The organism is Sphingopyxis soli, from assembly GCF_018682675.1.
In the GTDB taxonomy this organism is placed as follows: domain Bacteria; phylum Pseudomonadota; class Alphaproteobacteria; order Sphingomonadales; family Sphingomonadaceae; genus Sphingopyxis; species Sphingopyxis soli.
The window spans coordinates 1-20,616 of the sequence record NZ_JAFMTR010000086.1; the positions used below are offsets into that span (position 1 = coordinate 1).

17 protein-coding genes are annotated in these 20,616 nt (G+C 67.5%); 10 read left to right on the plus strand and 7 right to left on the minus strand.

The window, feature by feature from the left end:
• Positions 1 to 221: 221 nt before the first annotated feature.
• The 4 genes from rpmG to J1N50_RS13440 form a co-directional block, all read right to left on the minus strand.
• Positions 222 to 389, minus strand: coding sequence for a 50S ribosomal protein L33 (rpmG, locus tag J1N50_RS13425; RefSeq protein ID WP_003042331.1), 168 nt, complete (start codon positions 387 to 389; stop codon positions 222 to 224).
• Positions 390 to 607: 218 nt separating this feature from the next.
• On the minus strand, positions 608 to 1,339 hold the full coding sequence (locus tag J1N50_RS13430; protein ID WP_215354280.1) for an energy transducer TonB: 732 nt from the start codon (positions 1,337 to 1,339) through the stop codon (positions 608 to 610).
• Positions 1,340 to 1,484: 145 nt separating this feature from the next.
• Positions 1,485 to 2,795 (minus strand): glutamate--tRNA ligase, encoded by a 1,311-nt coding sequence (locus J1N50_RS13435; RefSeq protein ID WP_215354282.1) that lies wholly within the window; start codon positions 2,793 to 2,795, stop codon positions 1,485 to 1,487.
• 36 nt (positions 2,796 to 2,831) lie between these two features.
• Positions 2,832 to 4,493, minus strand: a complete 1,662-nt coding sequence (locus J1N50_RS13440; protein ID WP_215354285.1) for an NAD+ synthase — start codon at positions 4,491 to 4,493, stop codon at positions 2,832 to 2,834.
• Between the two features lie 322 nt (positions 4,494 to 4,815).
• On the opposite strand from J1N50_RS13440, the gene J1N50_RS13445 reads away from it, so the two are divergent.
• The 8 genes from J1N50_RS13445 (at position 4,816) to pheT (ending at position 12,547) form a co-directional block, all read left to right on the plus strand.
• The gene (locus tag J1N50_RS13445) at positions 4,816 to 5,751 is read left to right on the plus strand and encodes a ribose-phosphate pyrophosphokinase (RefSeq protein WP_204993501.1); all 936 of its coding nucleotides are present in this window, start codon (positions 4,816 to 4,818) and stop codon (positions 5,749 to 5,751) included.
• A gap of 1 nt (position 5,752) precedes the next feature.
• Positions 5,753 to 6,160 (plus strand): bleomycin resistance protein, encoded by a 408-nt coding sequence (locus J1N50_RS13450; protein ID WP_215354287.1) that lies wholly within the window; start codon positions 5,753 to 5,755, stop codon positions 6,158 to 6,160.
• A 1-nt stretch (position 6,161) separates the two neighbouring features.
• Positions 6,162 to 6,944, plus strand: a complete 783-nt coding sequence (hisN, locus tag J1N50_RS13455; protein WP_215354291.1) for a histidinol-phosphatase — start codon at positions 6,162 to 6,164, stop codon at positions 6,942 to 6,944.
• Positions 6,945 to 7,073: 129 nt separating this feature from the next.
• Positions 7,074 to 7,277, plus strand: a complete 204-nt coding sequence (gene rpmI / locus J1N50_RS13460; RefSeq protein ID WP_058454374.1) for a 50S ribosomal protein L35 — start codon at positions 7,074 to 7,076, stop codon at positions 7,275 to 7,277.
• Positions 7,278 to 7,289: 12 nt separating this feature from the next.
• Positions 7,290 to 7,655: a 50S ribosomal protein L20 gene (gene rplT / locus J1N50_RS13465; RefSeq protein ID WP_215354292.1), complete on the plus strand. Its 366-nt coding sequence runs from the start codon at positions 7,290 to 7,292 to the stop codon at positions 7,653 to 7,655.
• Positions 7,656 to 7,957: 302 nt separating this feature from the next.
• Positions 7,958 to 8,860, plus strand: a complete 903-nt coding sequence (locus tag J1N50_RS13470; RefSeq protein ID WP_215354293.1) for a helix-turn-helix domain-containing protein — start codon at positions 7,958 to 7,960, stop codon at positions 8,858 to 8,860.
• Between the two features lie 143 nt (positions 8,861 to 9,003).
• On the plus strand, positions 9,004 to 10,098 hold the full coding sequence (pheS, locus tag J1N50_RS13475; RefSeq protein ID WP_215354294.1) for a phenylalanine--tRNA ligase subunit alpha: 1,095 nt from the start codon (positions 9,004 to 9,006) through the stop codon (positions 10,096 to 10,098).
• A 64-nt stretch (positions 10,099 to 10,162) separates the two neighbouring features.
• Positions 10,163 to 12,547, plus strand: a complete 2,385-nt coding sequence (pheT, locus tag J1N50_RS13480; protein ID WP_215354296.1) for a phenylalanine--tRNA ligase subunit beta — start codon at positions 10,163 to 10,165, stop codon at positions 12,545 to 12,547.
• 37 nt (positions 12,548 to 12,584) lie between these two features.
• On the opposite strand, the gene J1N50_RS13485 is transcribed toward pheT, so the two are convergent.
• Positions 12,585 to 13,517, minus strand: a complete 933-nt coding sequence (locus J1N50_RS13485) for a LysR family transcriptional regulator (protein ID WP_215354298.1) — start codon at positions 13,515 to 13,517, stop codon at positions 12,585 to 12,587.
• A 100-nt stretch (positions 13,518 to 13,617) separates the two neighbouring features.
• On the opposite strand from J1N50_RS13485, the gene J1N50_RS13490 reads away from it, so the two are divergent.
• Positions 13,618 to 14,370, plus strand: a complete 753-nt coding sequence (locus tag J1N50_RS13490) for an SDR family oxidoreductase (protein ID WP_215354300.1) — start codon at positions 13,618 to 13,620, stop codon at positions 14,368 to 14,370.
• Between the two features lie 24 nt (positions 14,371 to 14,394).
• A complete protein-coding gene (locus tag J1N50_RS13495) occupies positions 14,395 to 14,997 on the plus strand; it encodes an NADPH-dependent F420 reductase (RefSeq protein WP_215354303.1) in 603 nt (200 codons plus the stop codon).
• A gap of 74 nt (positions 14,998 to 15,071) precedes the next feature.
• On the opposite strand, the gene J1N50_RS13500 is transcribed toward J1N50_RS13495, so the two are convergent.
• Together J1N50_RS13500 and mutS are read right to left on the minus strand one after the other, a co-directional pair.
• Positions 15,072 to 17,831, minus strand: a complete 2,760-nt coding sequence (locus tag J1N50_RS13500) for a [protein-PII] uridylyltransferase (RefSeq protein WP_215354305.1) — start codon at positions 17,829 to 17,831, stop codon at positions 15,072 to 15,074.
• Entirely contained in the window at positions 17,828 to 20,431 is a 2,604-nt protein-coding gene (gene mutS / locus J1N50_RS13505; RefSeq protein WP_215354307.1) for a DNA mismatch repair protein MutS, read from the minus strand. The genes J1N50_RS13500 and mutS overlap by 4 nt, the downstream gene beginning before the upstream one ends.
• Between the last annotated feature and the right edge of the window lie 185 nt (positions 20,432 to 20,616).

Sequence of the window (20,616 nt, forward strand, 5' to 3'; positions counted from 1 at the left end):
CTGCGCCGGATGCAAGGCCCGGCCATGGATGCTGAAACAGCGAGGCCATCGCCGCAGCCAGCAAGACGAGCTTGGGGCGTCCGCGCCCCACCCCGAAGCCGTCAGCAAGGCGCGCACGAAAAAGGGCGGCACGCGGCCGCCCTTCTGGATCGCCTGACTCCCGGACCGAGCCCGGGATGACGCATTTCCGCCCGCGCGCTTTCAGCGCATGGGGAAATGCATCACTTGATCTTGGCTTCCTTGAACTCGACGTGCTTGCGCGCACGCGGGTCATATTTCCGCACCGACATCTTTTCGGTCATCGTGCGCGGATTCTTCTTGGTGACATAGAAAAAGCCCGTGTCGGCGGTGCTCACCAGCTTGATCTTGACGGTCGTCGGCTTGGCCATGGCCCTGTTCCTCGAAAACTTGGCACATTCCCCGGAAGCTCCGGCAAATGTGGCGGGACTGGGGGCCCCGGCGGTTGCGGTGAAAAACAAAGAGGGCCGCGCGTCGGGCGCCGCCCCCATTTATCCGCGCGCCATTGGCGGGATTCGGGCTCCATGTCAAGCAAAAGGAAGGGCGGACGGCATCGCGCCGCCCGCCCAGGAGGGGTTCGGCCCCGCCTTCAGGCGCCCTTGATCTCGAAGCGGACGGTCATCACCTGCCAGCTTTCTTCGGGCACGCCGCCGCGCGTCGCCGGCTTGAATCGCCATTTGGCGAGCGCGCGCCGCTTCGTCTCCTCGAAGAAGCCGGGGCTGTCGGTGCTGACCAGCTCGACCGCCTTCACGCGCCCGTCGGTGCCGATCAGCACGCGGACGCGAACCGCACCCTCGACCTCGCGGCGCTGCTCGCTCGCCGGATAGTCGGGCTGGAACCCCGCCGCATAGCGCGGATCGAGCTTTGCAAGCACCAGCGGCGGCGGAGCCGGTGGATCGGCGGGACGCGCGGGCGGGCCCGGATCATAGGGGATCGGGTCGGGAACGAAGGGCTTTACCTCGGCGCCGAGATCGGTCCGGGGACCAAGGTCGACGAGCGGCTTCACCGCCTCGCGCACCGAATGGCTCTTCGGCGTCGGCGAGGTTTCGGGCTGCTTGTCCGGGGGCGGATCGACCGGCTTCTCGATCTTGATCAGCGTGCCGATCAGCGGCGACAGCACGGGCTTGGGCTTGACGATCATCGGCGACAGCGCAACCGCGACGACGAGCGCGACGGGCAGGCCCACCGCCAGCGTCGCCGCCAGCGGACGATGCGCCGCGCCGGGGTCGTAACTGTCGCGCCGCAGCCCCGCGCCGCCCTCCGGCGCGGTGATCGCCTCGGGGGCCGCGACGATTGCGGATATCAGGGGAAACAGGGTCATGGCACCTCTCCTTGCCTCAAGGAGACCCGGCCCCGCCCGCGTCGACCGCTGCTGTCGGCCAAGTCCGAGTATGTGATATTATAACATTACTATGTTTGTCAATCGGAATGATCGGCAAGGCGCGCCGCCGTCTTGCGGAGAATGATCAGTTGGCGGCGAGGCGCGCCACCGCCTGATCCTTGGCGATCAACGGCAACAGTTCGGCCATGTCGGGACCATGGTCGCGGCCCGTCAGCGCGCGGCGGAGCGGCAGGAACAGCGCGCGGCCCTTGGCGCCCGTCGCCTCCTTCGCCGCAGCGGTGAGGGCGTGCCAGGGGTCGGCCGTCCAGTCGATGCCCGGCGCGGCCGCGGCGGCGGCGGCGAGCACCGGCCGGTCGGCATCGTCGGGGGCGGGCGGCGCGAACGGCCCGTCGAACACCGCCACCCAGTCGGCCGCCTCGGCCACCGTCATCAGGTTCGGGCGAATCGCGTTCCAGCGTGCCGCGGTGATCGCGGCGGGCAGGCGCGACGCGACCGCGGCATGGTCGGTGTGGTGCAGGATCTTCTGGTTGAGCAAGGCCAACTCGCCCTCGTCGAAACGCGCCGGCGCGCGGCCGAAGCGCGCAAAGTCGATGCTTTCGATCAGCGGCGCGGGCGATGTCACCGGCTCGACCGGATCGCTGGTGCCCAGCCGCGCGAGCAGCGCGACGAGCGCAATCGGCTCGATCCCTTCCGCGCGCAGGCTTGCCATCCCGAGCGAGCCCAGCCGCTTCGACAATTTGCCCTCGGTCCCGACGAGCAGCGCCTCGTGCGCAAATTGCGGCGGCGGCGCGCCGAGAGCCCCGAACATCTGGATCTGCGCCGCGGTGTTCGACACATGGTCCTCGCCGCGCACGACATGGGTGATCCCCATCGCGATATCGTCGATCACGCTCGGGAGCAGGTAAAGCCAGCTGCCGTCGGCGCGGCGCACGACCGGGTCGGACATATTGCGAGGTTCAAAATGCTGAGGGCCACGAACCATATCGGTCCACTCGATCGGCGCATCGTGATCGAGCCTGAAACGCCAGTGCGGGGTGACGCCCTCGGGACCCGGCGCATCGGCGGGCTTTCGCTCATAGACCGGCGGCAGCCCGCGCGAGAGCAGCACCTTGCGGCGAATATCGAGCTCCTCGGGCGTCTCGTAACAGGCATAGACGCGCCCCGCGGCCTTCAATTTCCCGAATTCGGCCTCGTACAGCGCAAAGCGCGCCGACTGCCGCTCCTCGCCATCGATATCGAGCCCCAGCCACGCAAGATCGGCGCGGATGGCGCCCACATGTTCCTCTTTCGACCGCTCGAGATCGGTGTCGTCGATGCGCAGCAGAAATCGCCCGCCATGCTTGCGCGCCCACATCCAATTGTGGATCGCGGTGCGGACATTGCCGACATGCAGGCTGCCGGTCGGCGAAGGGGCGAAACGGGTCGTGACGGTCATGGGCGCGCCTATAACCCCTTTTGCGCGTGAAGCGAGTCAGGCCGTCCGGAACCCGTGCGTGATCGGATAGCGGCGGTCGCGCCCGAAGTTGCGCGTCGACAGCTTCACCCCCGGCGGCGCCTGGCGGCGCTTGTACTCGGCGACCGAGAGCAGGCGCTCGATTCGCGCCACCGCGTCGCGATCGAAACCATAGCGCGCCACGACATCGTCGACGCTCGCCTCCTCCTCGACGAGCATGTGGAGCATCCGGTCAAGGTCCACGTAAGGCGGCAGGCTGTCCTCGTCCTTCTGGTCGGGACGCAGCTCGGCGCTCGGCGGCTTGGTGATGATCCGCTCCGGCATCACCGGGAACACGGGGTTGCGCGAAAGGCGCGGGACATGCGCGTTGCGCCACCTGGCCACCGTGAACACCGTCGTCTTGTACGCGTCCTTCAGCGGATTATAGCCGCCCGCCATGTCGCCATAGATGGTCGCATAACCGACGCTCATCTCGCTCTTGTTGCCCGTCGTCATCAGCATCGGCCCAAACTTGTTGCTGAGCGCCATCAAGGTGACGCCGCGGATGCGCGACTGGACATTTTCCTCGGTCGTATCGACATTTTTATCGGCGAAACTGTCGGCGAGCATGATGTCGAACGCTTCGACCGCGGGGACGATCGGGATCGTGTCGAGGCGGCAGCCGATCATTTCGGCGCAGCCGCGCGCATCGTCGAGGCTTTCCTGGCTGGTGAAGCGGCTCGGCAACATCACGCACCAGACCTTGTCGGGGCCCAGCGCATCGGCGGCAATCGCGGCGCAGATCGCCGAATCGATCCCGCCCGACAGGCCGAGCACGACGCCGGGGAAGCGGTTGCGTGTCACATAGTCGCGCAACGACAGCACCATCGCATTGTAGATATCGGCCGGATGTACGTCCCACTCGGTGATCGCGCCGGGCTCGCAGCGCCACCCGTCCCCACTCTTGGTCCAGCGCGTGACGCGCTCCTCGGCCTCCCAGTCGGTCAGCCGGTGCGCGGTGCCGCCATCGCCGTCGAGGACGAAGGAGCAACCGTCGAACACCAGCTCGTCCTGCCCGCCGATGCGGTTGAGGAAAATCAGCGGCAGGTTCGTCTCGGCGACGCGCGCGCCGAACACCTGCGTCAGGCGGCGGTCGTCCTTGTCGATCTCGTACGGGCTGCCGTTCACCGAAATGAGGATTTCGGCTCCCTGCGCCGCAAGATGTCCGCAAACGGTCGGAAACCAGCCATCCTCGCAGATCGGCAGACCCAGCTTGACGCCGCGCCATTCGACGGGTTCGGGAAGCGGACCGGGCACGAAGACGCGCTTTTCGTCGAAGGTGCCGTAGTTCGGCAGCTCATATTTGCGCCGCGTCGCGACGATCCGCCCTTCGTCGAGCAAGGCGACCATATTGTAGAGGCGCCCCCCTTCATCGCGCTCGACCGAACCGACCAGCATCGCGGGCCCGCCGTCGGCGGTCTCCGCCGCCAGTTCGGCCAGCAGCGCCGCGGCGCGTTCGGCGAGCGCGGGCTTCAGCACCAGATCCTCCGGCGGATAGCCGATCAGTTGCAGCTCGGGATAGAGGATCAGGTCGGCCCTGCCGTGCCGCGCGCGCACCTCGCGCATCGCGGCGGCGTTGGCGGCGAGATCGCCGACCGACTGGGTCATCTGCGACAGGACGATGGAGAGCTGCTCGGTCATGCCCAGCGGTTTAGGCGCTGCCGCACCGAATTCAACACCGGACCGCGCGGTAAGGGGGGCGGTCGTTCAACGGACGTCACCCTGAACCTGGTTCAGGGTCCATGGTCCGCCGCCTCCTTCGACGCGGCGCCGAACGAGAGACCGGGCCGTGGATGCTGAATCAAGTTCGGCATGACGAGAAAAGGATTGTCGCCTGCCGCCCGCAAGCGGTCGCTGCTCCTTGTTACCGCAAGGCGCGCGATGGCTTTAACCCCTTCCCCTATCGGCCTCCGCTGGCTAAGGGGCGCGCATTCCCCATCGCGAAAAAGGGCCACCACACCCCATGAAACTCATCTCCGGCAACAGCAACCTGCCGCTGGCCCGCGCGATCGCCGATTATCTCGAGCTGCCGCTGACCGACACCAGCGTCCGCCGCTTCGCCGACGAGGAAGTGTTCGTCGAGATTCACGAGAATGTGCGCGGGCAGGACGTCTTCGTCGTCCAGCCGACGAACTTCCCCGCGAACGACAATCTGATGGAGCTGCTGATCATCACCGACGCGCTCCGCCGCGCCTCGGCGAAGCGCATCACCGCGGTGATCCCCTATTTCGGCTATGCCCGGCAGGACCGGAAGCCCGGCCCGCGCACCCCGATCTCGGCCAAACTCGTCGCGAACCTGATCACCACCTCGGGCGCCGACCGCGTCCTCGCGATCGACCTGCACGCCGGGCAGATCCAGGGCTTCTTCGACATTCCCACCGACAACCTCTATGCCGCGCCGGTGATGAGCGCCGACATCCAGGCGCGCTTCGGCGACAAGAACCTGATGGTCGTGTCGCCCGACGTCGGCGGCGTGGTCCGCGCCCGCGCGCTGGCGAAGCGGCTCGACAACGCGCCGCTCGCGATCGTCGACAAGCGCCGCGAGCGCGCCGGCGAGTCGGAGGTGATGAACATCATCGGCGACGTGAAGGGGCGCTTCTGCATCCTGATCGACGATATCGTCGATTCGGCGGGCACGCTCTGCAACGCCGCCGCCGCGCTGAAGGCTGCGGGCGCCGAGGGCGTCGTCGCTTATTGCACCCACGGCGTGCTGTCGGGCGGCGCGGTCGCCCGCGTCGACGCGAGCGAACTCACCGAGCTGGTCATCACCGATTCGATCCAGCCGACCGACGCGGTGAACGACAGCTCCAAGGTCCGCGCGCTCACCGTCGCGCCGCTGCTTGGCGAGGCGATCAAGCGCATCGCCGACGAATCGTCGGTGTCGAGCCTGTTCGACTGACATGAGCGCCCGATCGCCCTTCATCCAGGTGACCCCCTTCCTCGGGGTCGCCGCGATGGAGCCTGCGCTCGCCTTTTATCGCGACCTGCTCGGTTTCACCGTTCACGTCGACGACGGCGGCTATGCCTATGTCGAGCGCGAACGCGTCGGCCTTCGCCTCCTCGCGCTCGACGCGGACGCGCTCAACCCGCCCGGCTGTTCGCACATCTATATCGACGTCCGCGGGGTCGACGCGCTGTTCGCGGACTATGAGCCGCAGCTCGCGGCACTGTCGGCGGAGCGCTGGGGCGCTCCCAAAACGCACCCCTATGGCCAGCGCGAATTCTGGGTGCGCGACCCCGACGGCAATCTGATCACGTTCGGCGAAGGTGTTGGCGACAACGCCGGACAATGGGATTATCGCGGCTGACATGAGCCTCGAATCCGATCTCGCGCTCGCGCAGCGCCTTGCCGACGTTGCCGGCGCCGCCATCCGCCCCCTCTTTCGTTCGGCGTACAGCCACGAAGCCAAGGCCGATGCCTCGCCCGTCACCGAAGCCGACCGCGCCGCCGAGGCCGCGATGCGCCGCCTGCTCGATGCCGAGGCGCCGCGCGACGGCATCATCGGCGAGGAATATGGCGCCGAGCGTCCCGACGCGTCGCGGCAATGGGTGCTCGATCCGATCGACGGCACCGTCAGCTTCATGGCCGGGCGGCCGATCTTCGGCACGCTGATCGCGCTGTTGCAGGACGGCTGGCCCATCCTTGGCATCATCGACCAGCCGATTTCCGGCGAACGCTGGGTCGGCGCCATGGGGCAGCCGACCTTGTTCAACGGCAAGCCGGCGGCGACGCGCCCGTGCCGCAACCTCGCCGATGCGGTGCTGGCAACGACCGGCCCGCAATATTTCACCGACCATGATGGCGAGCATTTCATGGCGCTCGCAGCCAAGACCTCGCACAAGCGCATGGTGTTCGGCGGCGACTGTTATAATTACGGCCTGCTTGCGAGCGGTCATATCGACCTTGTCGCCGAGGCGGGGCTTAAGCTTCACGACTATGCGGCGCTCGTCCCCGTCGTCGAGGGCGCGGGCGGGACGATGTGCGACTGGAATGGCGAGCCGCTCAACGCCGACAGCGCGGGCCATGTCATCGCGCTCGGCGATCCGGCGCGGCTCGAGGATGTGGTCGAAGGACTTGCCTGCCATCATTGACCGCCGCAGCGCTTGCATTTCAGCGCGAATCCGTCTAGGCGCGCGCCTTCGCACGATAGACAAGCGGACCTGCCTGGCGACAAGGGCTGCCAGGGCCGGTCGATATCGTCGCTAACCAAGGAGACGAAAATGCCCAAGCTGAAGACCAAGAGCGGTGTGAAGAAGCGCTTCAAATTCACCGCGTCGGGCAAGGTGAAGCACGGCGTCGCCGGCAAGCGTCACCGCCTGATTTCGCACAATAGCAAGTATATCCGTACCAACCGCGGCACCAGTGTGCTCAGCGATGCGGATACGGCCCACGTGCGCCTCTGGGCGCCTTACGGCCTGAAGTAAGGAGCGCAAACAATGTCACGCATCAAACGCGGCACGACCACGCGCGCCAAGCACAACCGGATTCTGGATCAGGCGAAGGGCTATTATGGCCGCCGCAAGAACACGATCCGCATCGCACGCCAGGCCGTCGAAAAGGCCGGCCAATATGCCTATCGCGACCGCAAGGTAAAGAAGCGGAACTTCCGCGCCCTGTGGATCCAGCGCATCAACGCGGCGGTTCGCGCCGAAGGCCTGACCTATTCGCAGTTCATGCACGGGGTGAAGCTCGCCGGGATCGAACTCGACCGGAAGGTGATGGCCGACCTCGCGATGAACGAAGGCGGCGTGTTCGCCGCGATCATCGCGCAGGCGAAGGCGGCGCTGCCCAAGGCGGCCTGAGCCTCTGAGCTATTGCTAAAGCAAAAGGGCGGTCCCGACGGGGCCGCCCTTTTTCGTGATCGCAAAACAGGAACGGCGCGAAGGTTTCCCTTCACGCCGTTCCGACAATGGCTCCAGTGGAAAACCATCGCCCCCCTCCCTCCGTGCCGAATAGCCGTGGGTCGCAGAAAGCTGCCGGCCGGCGGAAGTGTCCCTCTGGCGCGACATATGCCGTCGCCGGACGGGCAAAAATTGTAAAAACCCGACAAAATTGCTGCCTAGGCTGTTGTTTTTTTGTGCAAGGCTCCGCATGAACCGCTCTCATGACCGTGGGAGAATCTGTAAGCGGACCCCAATCCGGGACGCGCGTAGCAACGCGTTTCTTCCCCGTTTCCGCCGCTCTCCGCCCTTATTGCAGCATCATCTACCTGACCGAGGTCGAGACTTCGCCGGGGACGCGCGTCGAGGACTATTTACACCCGGAATGGGCGAATCTGCGTTTCATCGACGGCGAGCCGTCGTTCGCCGGCGTCGGGGGGGCGAAGCCCGAAGCTGCCCCGCATTTCGTCGTCACGGGGCCGACGAGCAAGGCAACCTATTTCGCCGCGGGCAATATGCGCGCTTGGGGAATCGGGATTCTGCCTGCGGGTTGGGCCAAATTTTTCGCGCTTCCCGCCGAGGATCTGGCCGATCGTTTCGTCGACGGGACGAAACATCCCGCTTTCGCTCCCCTTGCGCCGCTAGCCGGCCGGCTACGGCAAGCGAATGATGTCGGAACGGCGGCGCAGATGCTCGATGACCATTTCACAGGCCTGCTCGTCGGCGCGCCGCGCGACGATCCGGCGATTCTTGCGGCGCATGGCGCGCTCGTCGACGACGAGTTGACCAGCGTCGCCGAACTTGCCGAAAAATTGGAGCTCTCCGAACGCTCTGTCGAGCGCCTGTCGCGGCGCGCCTTCGGCTTTCCGCCGAAGCTGCTCATCCGCCGCCAGCGCTTCCTGCGCAGTCTGGCACGCTTCATGCTCGATCCGTCGATGAGCTGGATCGAGACGCTCGACTATCACTATTATGATCAGGCGCAGTTCACGCGCGATTTCCGGCGCTTCATGGGTATGAGCCCGCGCGCTTATGCCGCACGGGCCAAGCCGATTCTCGGCAGCGCGGCGCGGGCGCGGGCGGCGGCAGCGGGCGAGGCCGTCCAGGGACTCCACAAGCCCGCCGGATAGGCCGCTTTTCGGCCAACGGACTTGACCCGCGCCGGGCGTTCGGTGCAAGCGGCGGACAACCGACGCGCGGGCAGCCGCCGTCTCCATAAAGACATGAAATGCAGGCCGGCAGCGGCAGCGCCGCCGGAACAGGACGAACGACAATGAGCGAGACACAGGCCCTGCAGGCGAAGCTGGTGGGCGACATCGAGGCCGCGGCCGATCTCGACGCCATCGAGGCGCTGCGCGTCGCCGCACTCGGCAAGGCGGGCAGCGTGACCGGTCTGCTGAAAACGCTCGGCGGCATGACCCCCGAGGAGCGTCAGGCCGAGGGCCCGAAGATCCACGCGCTGCGCGAAGCCGTCACCGAGGCGATCGCGACGCGCAAGGCCGCGCTCGAAGGCGCGGCGCTCGACGCGAAGCTCGCGAGCGAAAGGCTCGACATGACGCTGCCGGCCACCGACGCGCCGCGGGGCAGCGTCCATCCGGTGAGCCAGGTGATGGACGAGCTGGCCGAAATCTTCGCCGACATGGGTTTCGCGGTCGCGACGGGCCCCGAGATCGAGGACGACTGGCACAATTTCACCGCGCTCAATATCCCCGAGACGCACCCCGCGCGCGCGATGCACGACACTTTCTATTTCCCCGACACCGATGCAGACGGTCGCGCGATGCTGCTGCGCACGCACACCTCGCCGGTGCAAATCCGTACGATGATGAGCCAGGAACCGCCGATCCGCATCATCGCGCCGGGCCGCGTCTATCGCAGCGACAGCGACGCGACGCACACGCCGATGTTCCATCAGGTCGAAGGGCTGGTCATCGATCGCGGCATTCATATGGGTCACCTCAAATGGACGCTCGAAACCTTCCTCAAGGCCTATTTCGAGCGCGACGACATCGTGCTCCGCCTGCGCCCCAGCTATTTCCCCTTCACCGAGCCGTCGGCCGAGGTCGATGTCGGCTACAAGCAAGAGAAGGGCCGCCGGATCGTCGGCGGCAACGGCGACGACGAAGGCCATGCCTGGATGGAGCTGCTCGGCAGCGGCATGGTCAACCGCCGCGTGATCGCCAATTGCGGGCTCGATCCCGACGTCTGGCAGGGCTTTGCTTTCGGGGTCGGGGTCGACCGGTTGGCGATGCTGAAATATGGGATGGACGACCTCCGCGCCTTCTTCGACGGCGACCTGCGCTGGCTGTCGCATTATGGGTTCAACGCGCTGAGTGTGCCGACGCTAAGCGGGGGGATTTCGGCATGAAGGTCACGCGCCTTTTGATTCTGGGCCCCGGATCGCAGTCCGGGGCACGACCGGGAGATTTTCGATGAAAATCACCCTGTCGTGGCTCCGCGACCATCTCGATGGCGACTTTTCCGCCGCCGATGTTGTCGCGACGCTCAACCGTATCGGCCACGAGGTCGAAGGCGTCGAAAACCCCGCCGAGAAACTCGCGGGCTTTCGTGTTGCGAAGGTGTTGACCGCCGAAAAGCATCCGCAGGCCGACAAGCTGCAGGTGCTGACCGTCGATTCGGGCGACGGCGTTCCGCTCACGGTCGTCTGCGGCGCGCCGAATGCGCGCGCGGGCCTCGTCGGCGTGCTCGGCCTGCCCGGGGCGGTCGTGCCGGTGAACGGCATGGAGCTGAAGGTCGCCGCCGTGCGCGGTGTCGAATCGAACGGCATGATGTGCTCGACGCGCGAGCTGGAGCTCGGCGACGACCATGACGGGATCATCGAGCTTCCCGCCGACGCACCGGTCGGCACGCCCTTCGCCGATTATTCGGGCGCGGGCGATCCGGTGATCGACATTTCGATCACCCCGAACCGGCAGGATTGCATGGGCGTGCGTGGGATCGCGCGCGACCTCGCCGCCGCCGGGCTGGGCACGCTGAAGCCGCTCGCCATTCCCGCGATCGAAGGCGTGGGCGCGCCCGCGACCGAAATCCGCACCGACGATCCCGAAGCCTGCCCCGCCTTCTACGGCCGTACAATCGCGGGCGTCGACAATCGCGTCGCGACCCCCGAATGGATGCGCCGTCGCCTCGAGGCGATCGGCCAGCGTTCGATCTCGGCGCTCGTCGACATCAGCAATTATGTGATGTTCGACCTCGGCCGCCCGAGCCATATCTACGACCGCGCCAAGCTCAGCGGTGCGCTTGTCGCGCGGCGCGCAAAGGACGGCGAGACCGTCACCGCCCTGAATGGCAAGGACTATATCCTCACCGAAACGATGACCGTGATCGCCGACGAGCGCGAGGTCCACGACATCGCCGGCATCATGGGCGGCGAGCATTCGGGCTGCAGCGAGGAAACGACCGACGTCCTGATCGAGATCGCCTACTTCACGCCCGAGCGCATCGCGCTCACCGGGCAGTCGCTCGGCCTCACCAGCGATGCGCGCAGCCGCTTCGAGCGCGGGGTCGATCCGGCCTTCCTCGACGAAGGCACCGCAATCGTCACCAGATATGTGCTCGACATCTGCGGCGGCACGCCCTCGGCGCTGACCCGCGCGGGCACGCCGCCGGTCGAGGCGAAGACACTCGCCTATGACCCCACGCTGTCGGCGACGCTCGGCGGCATCGCGATCGAACCCGCAACACAGCGCGCGATCCTCGAATCGCTCGGCTTTGGCGTGGCCGAGGGCAATCCGTGGACGATCGCGGTTCCGAGCTGGCGGCGCGATGTCGATGCCGCGCCCGACATCGTCGAGGAAGTCACGCGCATCACCGGCTTCGACGCGATCGCGTCGGCGCCGCTGCCGCGCACCGATGGCGTCGCGAAACCGACCGCGACGCCCGAGCAGCTCGCCGAACGCCGCCTGCGCCGCAGCGCCGCGGCCGCGGGCTTCCACGAGGCGGTGACCTGGTCGTTCATCAGCGAGCGCGAGGCCGCGCCCTTCGGCGGCGGCACCTGGAGCCTTGCGAACCCGATCAGCGAAGAGCTGAAGGTCATGCGCCCGTCGCTGCTGCCCGGCCTGCTCGCCGCCGCGGCGCGCAACCAGAATCGCGGCGCCGACAGCATCCGCCTGTTCGAGATCGGGCGCCGCTATATCGGCGCGACCGAGCATCCGACGCTGGGCGTGCTGATGGCCGGCCACAAGACGCCGCGCAGTTGGCAGGCGGGCAAGGCCCCGACATTCAACGCCTTCGACGCGAAAGCGGCGGCGCTCGCGCTGCTCGACGCCGCGGGCGCCCCCGCCGACCGGTTGCAGGTGATGGACGCCGTCGCCGAAGCCGGGATCTGGCATCCCGGCCAGTCGGCGACTTTGCGCCTCGGCCCCAAGGCGGTGCTCGCCGAATTCGGCGCGCTCCACCCCGCGCTGACGAAGCATTTCGACGTCGACGGTCCGGTGATGGCGGTGCAGATCTTCCTCGACGCGATCCCGGCGAAGCGCGCGAGCGGGCCCGCCCGCGCCGCCTTTTCCCCGCCGGCGCTGCAATCGGTGCGCCGCGACTTCGCCTTCCTCGCGCCCGAAGCGCTGGCGGCGGGCGAGCTCGTCCGCGCGATCCGCAGCGCCGACAAGGCGGCGATCGTCGACGCGCGGCTGTTCGACCGCTTCGCCGGGCAGGGCGTCCCCGAAGGCCAGGTGAGCCTGGCGGTCGAGGTCGAGCTGCAACCGCAGGACAAGAGCTTCACCGACGCTGAATTGAAGGCGATCGCCGACAAGGTGGTCGCGGCGGCGGCGAAGGTTGGAGCGGTGCTGCGGGGTTGATGCCGTCGGTTTTCTCGCCAATTATGTTCTGCGCGGCCTATGTTCCCAAGCTGCCGGCAAATCGCTCTGCCAGCCTGTCGCGCTTGAACGCCTCGGCGATCCAGTCGACGAAGGCGCGCGTCTTCCCCGGCAGCAGCGTTCGCGACACATAATAGACCGAGATCGCACCGGCATCGGCATACCAGCGTGAGACGAGCCGCACGAGCGCGCCGCTTTCCAGGTCCGGCAGCACGTCCGGCACTGCGAGCAGGGCGACGCCCAGCCCGAGCCTTGCGGCTTCGCGCATGGCGGCCGGGTCGTTGACCACAATATCTTCGCTTAGCGTCGCCGCGCGCTCGACTCCTGCCGCATCGCGCATCGTCCAGTGCCTGATCCGGCCGGTCTGGAGCGAGCGCATGACGATGCCATCGAACGCCGCCAGTGCCGCCGGGTCGGGGGGCGCCACGCGGCCGGACATATAGGCGGGCGACGCCACCGCGACGATGTGCGCAGGCGCGAGCGTCCGCGCGACGATCCCGGGCGACAGGTCGAAACCACCGCCGATCGCTGCGTCATAGCCCTCGGCGACAATATCGACCTGCCGGTTCTCGAAATGCCATTCGGGGCGGATATGCGGATAGCGCGTGATGAAGCCCGGAAGCATCGGCAGGATATGCATAATGCCAAAGGTCGGGGCCATGCTGACCTTCAGCACCCCGGCGGGCTCGCCGCTGTCCGATGCGATCCCGGCAATCGCCGCCTGAATATCGTCGAGGCTTCCAGCAATCGCGAGCCGGAAAGCCTCTCCTGCCTCGGTCAGCGTCAATTTGCGCGTCGAGCGTTGAAAAAGCCGGACGCCCAGATTGCGTTCGAGCATGGCGACATTGCGGCTGACCGCTGCGGGGGTCAGCGCGAGCCGACGCGCGGCTTCCGAAAAGCTGCCGAGCTCGGCGCTGCGCACGAAGGATTCAAGATTGGCGAGCGTTTCCATTTTCAATCAATGGTTGAAAATATAGCAACTCACTACCGGCTAATCGAGACATAATGGATGAGCCATCTTCACTCCACCAAAGCAATCAGGAGTGAAGACCATGACCAACACCAATTTGAACCTTTCGGGCAAGATCGCCCTCGTTACCGGCGGTTCGCGCTCGATCGGCGCCGCCATCGCCCGCCGCCTTGCCGCCGACGGTGCTGCGGTTGCCATCACCTACAGCGCCTCGCCCGATCGCGCCGCCGACGTCGTCGCCGAAATCGAAGCGGCGGGCGGCAAGGCGATCGCCATCGCCGCCGACGCGGGTGACTCGGATGCGGTGCGCGCCGCAGTAACCCGGACCGCCGAAACCTTTGGCGGCATCGACATCCTCGTCAACAATGCCGGGGTCGCGGTGAATGCGCCGATCGAGGATTTCCGTTTCGAGGATTACGAACGGATGCTCGCGGTCAATGTCACCGGCGTCTTCGTCGCGACGCAGGAAGCGGCACGCCGCATGAAGGCGGGTGGGCGCATCATCCACATCGGCTCGTCGATGACGCGCTACGCCGCCTTTCCGACCGCGTCGGTCTATACGCTGACCAAGGGCGCGATCACTGGTTTCAACCGCAGCCTTGCGCGCGACCTGGGGGTTAAGGGCATCACCGTCAACACCGTCCACCCCGGCCCGACCGACACCGACATGAATCCCGCCGATGGTCCCGTCGCCGCGATCGTCGGTCCGGGCATGGCGATCGGCCGCTATGGCCAGCCATCGGAAATCGCCAGCATCGTCGCCTTTCTCGCCAGTGACGAGGCGGCCTTCGTCACCGGCGCCGACATCGTTGCCGACGGCGGCCTCACCGCCTGATCCCGAAACGAAAGGAGCATCATCATGCCCAGCATCGGCATCATCGGCGCCGGAAACATCGGTCGCGCCATCGCCACGGCCCTCGCGCGCAAGGATATTGCTGCCACACTCGCCAACAGTCGTGGTCCCGAAAGCCTCGCCGACGCGGTCGGCGCGATCGGTCCCGCGATCACCGCAGGCACGCGCGAGGACGCGGCGGCGAAGGACATAGTCTTTGTCGCGGTGAACTGGTCGAAACTGCCGCAGGCTCTCGGCGGCCTGCCCCCTTTCGATGGTCGCATCGTTGTCGACACGAACAACCCGATCGAGGCGCCGCTGTTCAAGCCGTTCGATCTCGGCGGCCGGGCCTCGTCCGAAGTCTTCGCCGACATGGTGCCCGGCGCGCGCGTGGTGAAGGCGTTCAACCACCTTCAACCGCAACTTCTGTCGGGCAACCCGGCAAGCGAGGGTGGCCAGCGCCTTCTCTTTTACGCGGGCGACGATGCCGGAGCGAAGGCCGAGATCGGCGCTCTGATCGACCGGCTCGGTTTCGCGGGCATCGACCTCGGCTCGCTCGCAGTCGGCGGACGGCTCGTCCAGTTCCCCGGCGGCCCGCTTCCAGCCCTCAATCTGGTGAAGTTCGGCTGACAAATAGACGTCGACGGCGGATCGGCGAGGCCGATCCGCTGCGCGGCGCGGTTTGACGGCGGTTCCTCAAACCCCTAAGCCGCCACCGCCTCCTCGCTCTTGCTTCCCGCCGCCTCCAGCAAGCGCTTCTCCAGCGACTTCACCCGCGCGGCGCTGTCGATCTTGTCGCCGATCAGGTCGGTGACATAAAAAGTGTCGACCGCGCGCTCGCCATAGGTCGCGACATGCGCGCTGTGCACCGTCACCTTCGACTGGAAGAGCGCGTAAGCGAGCTGGTTCAAGAGCGCCGGGCGGTCCTGCGCATTGACCTCGATCACCGTGAAGCGGTTCGACGCCTTGTTGTCGATGAAAACGCTGGGGGCGACGCGAAAGGCCTCGGCGCGCGTGCGCGGCAACGCGCGCGCTTCGAGTTTCGGGAGCAATTTCTGGCGGTTGGCGAGCGCATCCTCGATCGCCCGCGTCAACCGGCCGATCTGTCCCGCCTCGGCGAACGGGCGGCCGAGCGGATCCTGCACGAGGAAATTGTCGAGCGCGAGCCCGTCGCGCGTCGTGTGGATGCGCGCGTCGATGATGTTGCCGCCGGCGAGGTGGATGCCGCCCGCCATGCGGTAGAAGAGCCCCGGATGGTCGGCGGCGAGCACCATCACCAGGGTCGCGCCGCGATCCTCGTCGGGCACCGCCGCGATGTGGAGCGGGGCGTCGCCGGCGGCCTGGATATGGCGAAGGTTGGCGGCGATCACCTCGACCGGTTCGGCGATCCAGTAGCTTTCGGGGAGGCGCTTGACGAGCTTGGCGAACGCCTTCTCATCGTGGCCCAGCAGATCGGCCACCGCCTCCTTCTTCGCCTCGATCCGCGCCTCGCGCCCGCGCTGCTTGTGGCCGAGACGCAGCACTTCCTCGGCGGCGTCATACAGTTCGGTGAGCAGCTGCCGCTTCCAGCTGTTCCACACACCGGGGCCGACCGCGCGAATGTCGACGACGGTGAGGACGAGGAGCAGGCGCAGACGCTCGGGGCTTTGCACGACCTGCGCGAAATCGAGGATCGTCTTGAAGTCGGCGAGGTCGCGCTTGAACGCCGTCGCCGACATCAGCAGGTGATAGCGCACCAGCCACGACACCGTCTCGGTCTCGGCGGCGCTCAGCCCGAGCCGCGGGCAGACGCGGAGCGCCAGTTCGGCGCCGAGCACGCTATGGTCGCCGCCGCGCCCCTTGGCGATGTCGTGGAGCAGCACCGCGACATAGATCACCCGGCGCGAATGGATCTGGTCCATGATCGCGGTCGAGAGCGGGTGATCCTCCTTGAGCCGCCCCTGTTCGATGTCCGACAGGAGCCCGATCGCACGGATCGTATGCTCGTCGACGGTATAATGATGATACATGTCGAACTGCATCTGCGCGACGACACGGCCGAAATCGGGCACAAAACGCCCGAACACCCCTGCCTCGTTCATCCAGCGCAGCACCGTTTCGGGGTCGCGGGGCGAGGTCAGCACGTCGAGGAACAGCTCGTTCGCGCGGGGATTGCGCCGGATCGCCCTGGTCTCGATCAGCTTCGCATCGTGGCGCGCCTGCCGCATCGCCTGCGGATGGATTTCGAGGCCATGCTTGTCGGCGAGCGCGAAAATCTCGACCAGTCGCACCGGATCCGCCTGAAAGAAATCGTCCGACGGCAGCGCGAGCCGGCCGCGGTCGAGGACGAAGCCATGGAGCCTGCCCGGCCGCCTGCGCAAGGTCGGCAGGAAGCGCCGTCCGCGCGCCGCCATCTGCTCGTCGAGATGCGCCAGGAAGGTCCCGGTGACGTCGCCGACCGCCTTCGCATGGATGAAATAGAGCTGCATGAAGCGCTCGACCGCGCTCTTGCCGGGGCGCTCGGCGAATTGCATGCGCTGTGCGATCTCGCGCTGGAAATCGAAGGTCAGCCGATCCTCGGGCCGCCCGGCGAGGATGTGGAGGTGGCAGCGCACCGCGAGCAGGAAATTCTCGGCGCGTTCGAACTGCCTGAGCTCGCGGCTCGTCAGCAGCCCCGCGTCGACCAGCTCGGGCACCGTGCGCACGCGGTGGATGAACTTGCCGATCCAGAACAGCGTGTGGAGATCGCGCAGCCCCCCCTTCCCTTCCTTCACATTGGGTTCGACGACATAGCGCGAATCGCCCATGCGCTTGTGGCGTTCGTCGCGCTCGGCGAGCTTTTCGGCGACGAACGCACGCGCGTTGCCCGCGACGACCTCTGCATCGAAGCGCGCGCTCGCCTGGTCGTAAAGCTCGCGGTCGCCCCAGATGAAACGCGCTTCGAGCAGCGCGGTACGGATCGTCAGATCATCCTTCGCGGCGCGGATCATCTCGTCGAGCGAGCGCGAGCTGTGCCCGACCTTCAGCCCCAGATCCCAGAGCGTGTACAGTTGCGCCTCGATCACCTGCTCGGTCCAGCTCGTCTGCTTGAACGGCGTCAGGAAGCCGATATCGATGTCGCTGAACGGTGCCATTTCGCCGCGGCCATAGCCGCCGACGGCGATCAGCGTGATGCGCTCGCCCGCCGAGCGATTGCCCGAGGGATAGAGATGCCCGACGGTGAAGTCGTGGCTGAGGCGGACGATCTGGTCGATCAGGAAGGCGGTGGCATTCGCCGCGACGCGCCCCGACGAGGGGCGGGCGAGCAGCCGCCGGTTGATTTCGGCGCGCCCCTCTTCGAGCGCGGTCTTGAGCAGGGCCACCATCGCCGCGCGGCGCTTGCCGCTATCGCTCGTTTCGGCCGCGATCTCGCCAAGCCGGTCGGAAAGCGCGCGGCGGTCGATGATCGCGCGGCGGCCGTCGAGCGTGTCGAAGATATCGCTCATCGCCCGTCGGCCACGATCTGCTTGAGCCGGTAGAGCGCATCGAGCGCCTCGCGCGGCGCGAGCGCGTCGGGGTCGATCCCGGCGAGCGCCTCGCGCAGCGCATCCTTCGCGGCGGCGGGCGCTTCCGCCAGCGTCGCGGCGAACAACGGCAGGTCGTCGAGCCCCGCGGCGAGCCCGCCGGTCTTCTCGCGCCCCGCTTCGAGCTTCGCGAGCACCGCTTCGGCGCGCTTGACGACACCCGCGGGAACGCCGGCGAGCCGCGCGACGGCAAGGCCGTAGCTGCGGTCGGCGGGCCCTTCGGCAACCTCGTGCAGCAGCACCAGATCGCCCTGCCACTCGCGCGCGCGGACATGGTGGAGCGAGAGCGCGTTCAGCGTCTCGGCGAGGCGCGTGAGCTCGTGATAGTGCGTCGCGAAGAGGCAGCGGCACTTGTTGACCTCATGCACTGCCTCGACCACCGACCAGGCGAGCGCGAGGCCATCGTAGGTCGAGGTGCCGCGTCCGACCTCGTCGAGGATGACGAAGCTCTGCGGCGTCGCCTGCGCGAGAATCGCCGCGGTTTCGACCATCTCGACCATGAAGGTCGAGCGCCCGCGCGCGAGATTGTCGCTCGCGCCGACACGGCTGAACAGCCGGTCGACGAGCCCGAGCCTCGCCGACGCGGCGGGGACGAAACCACCCGCCTGGGCGAGCACGACGATCAGGGCATTCTGGCGGAGAAAGGTCGATTTACCGCCCATGTTGGGGCCGGTGACGAGCCAGAGCCGGTCGGCTTCCGAAAGCGAGACATCGTTGGGGACGAAACGCTCGCCCGATTTGGCGAGCGCGGCCTCGACCACCGGATGGCGCCCGCCGGCAACGTCGAGGCAAGGCTCGTCCGCAAGGTCGGGGCGGCACCAGTTGTGGCTCATCGCATGGTCGGCGAGCGCCGCGGCGACGTCGATCCGCGCGAGGACGTCGCAGCTTGCGGCGATCGCCTCGCGGCGCGACACCGCGGCTTCGGTTAGGACTTCGAGATGCGCGGCCTCGGCGGCGATGGCGTGGACGCCCGCCTGGGTGACGCGGCTTGCGGCCTCGTGCAGGTCGGACGAGTTGAAGCGCACGACGCCCGCGAGCGTCTGGCGGTGGGCGAAGCCCGATTCGGGCGCCATCAGCGCGTCGGCGTGCTTCGCGGGCACCTCGACATGATAGCCGAGCACGCCATTGTGGCGGATCTTCAAGGAGGCGATACCGGTACGGTCGCGATACTGCGCTTCGAGTGCGGCAATCGCCTTGCGGCCGTCGCGCGCGGTCTCGCGCAGCGCGTCGAGCGCGGCGTCATAGCCCTCGGCGACATAGCCGCCCTGCGCGGCGTCGACCGGAGGCGTGTCGATCAGCGCGCGCGTCAGCTCGTCGACAAGCGCGCCATGACCGTCGAGGCCGGGCAGCAGCCGCGCGAGCAAAGGCGGCAGGTCGGGGCGGCGGGCAAGCCGCTCGCGCAAGAGTCGCGCGCCGCCCAGCGCATCGCGAAGCTGTGCGAGGTCGCGCGGGCCGCCGCGTCCCGCGACGAGGCGGCCGAGCGCACGCCCGGCGTCGGGTAGCGCGCGCAGGGCTGCGCGAAGCTCGCCGCGCCAGAGTGCATCGCGGGCAAGGCCATCGACGAGGTCGAGCCGGTCGAGGATCGCCGCTTTGTCGGTCAGCGGACTCGCCAGATCGTCGGCAAGCAGCCGCGCGCCCGCGGCGGTCACGGTGCGGTCGATCGTGCCGAGCAAGCTGCCGTCGCGCCCGCCCGCCATCGTGCGGACGAGTTCGAGGCTTTCGCGCGTCGCGGCGTCGATCGCCATGCGGCCCGACGACTGATGTTTCAGCGGCGGCTGGAGGAAGATCGGTTGGCCGGTCGCGACATGGTCGAGATAGGCGACGAGCGCGCCCATCGCGGCCAGCTCGCCGCGGCCGAACCGGCCGAAGCCGTCGAGCGTCTGGACGCCGAAGAAAGTCTCGAGGCGCTTTTGCGCCGCGGCGCTCGAAAAATCGGATTGCGGCCGTCGCACCACCTGCCGCGCGACCCATTCGGGAACGTCCTCCGCGCTTTCGCTGACGAGCAGCTCCGACGGCGCCAGCCGCGCGAGTTCGGCGTCGACCTGTTCGGGCCGCACCGCGACAACCTCGAACCGTCCGGTCGAGATATCGGCCGCGGCGATCGCCACCTCACCCTCGCTGCCGACCTGCGCGAGCGCGGCGAGGCGGTTCGCGCTGCGGCCTTCGAGCAGCGCCTCCTCGGTCAGCGTCCCCGCGGTCACGAAACGCACGATGTCGCGCGCAACGAGCGCCTTCGATCCGCCGCGCGCCTTGGCCTCGGCGGGCGTTTCGACCTGCTCCGCTATGGCGACGCGGTGGCCCGCCTTGATCAGCCGCGCGAGATAGGATTCGGCCGAATGGACGGGCACGCCGCACATCGGCACCGGCTCACCGCCATGTTCGCCGCGCGAGGTCAGCGCAATGTCGAGCGTCGAAGCCGCCGCCTTCGCATCGTCGAAAAACAGCTCGAAGAAATCGCCCATGCGGTAGAAGAGCAGGCAGTCGCCCGCCTTCGCCTTCAGCGACCAATATTGCGCCATCATCGGGGTCGCCGCGGGATGGGCGGCGGGCGCGGCGTTGCTGTTGGCGGCGGAACGGGCGGGGACGGACATCGCACCCTGCTTAGTGATTGGCGGCGGCATGGCAAGGCGCGGGTCGCGAATGGCGGCTTTGGGGTGGGGAGCGGACGTAAAATCCTCCCTGTCGCGAAGCGATGGGGAGGGGGACC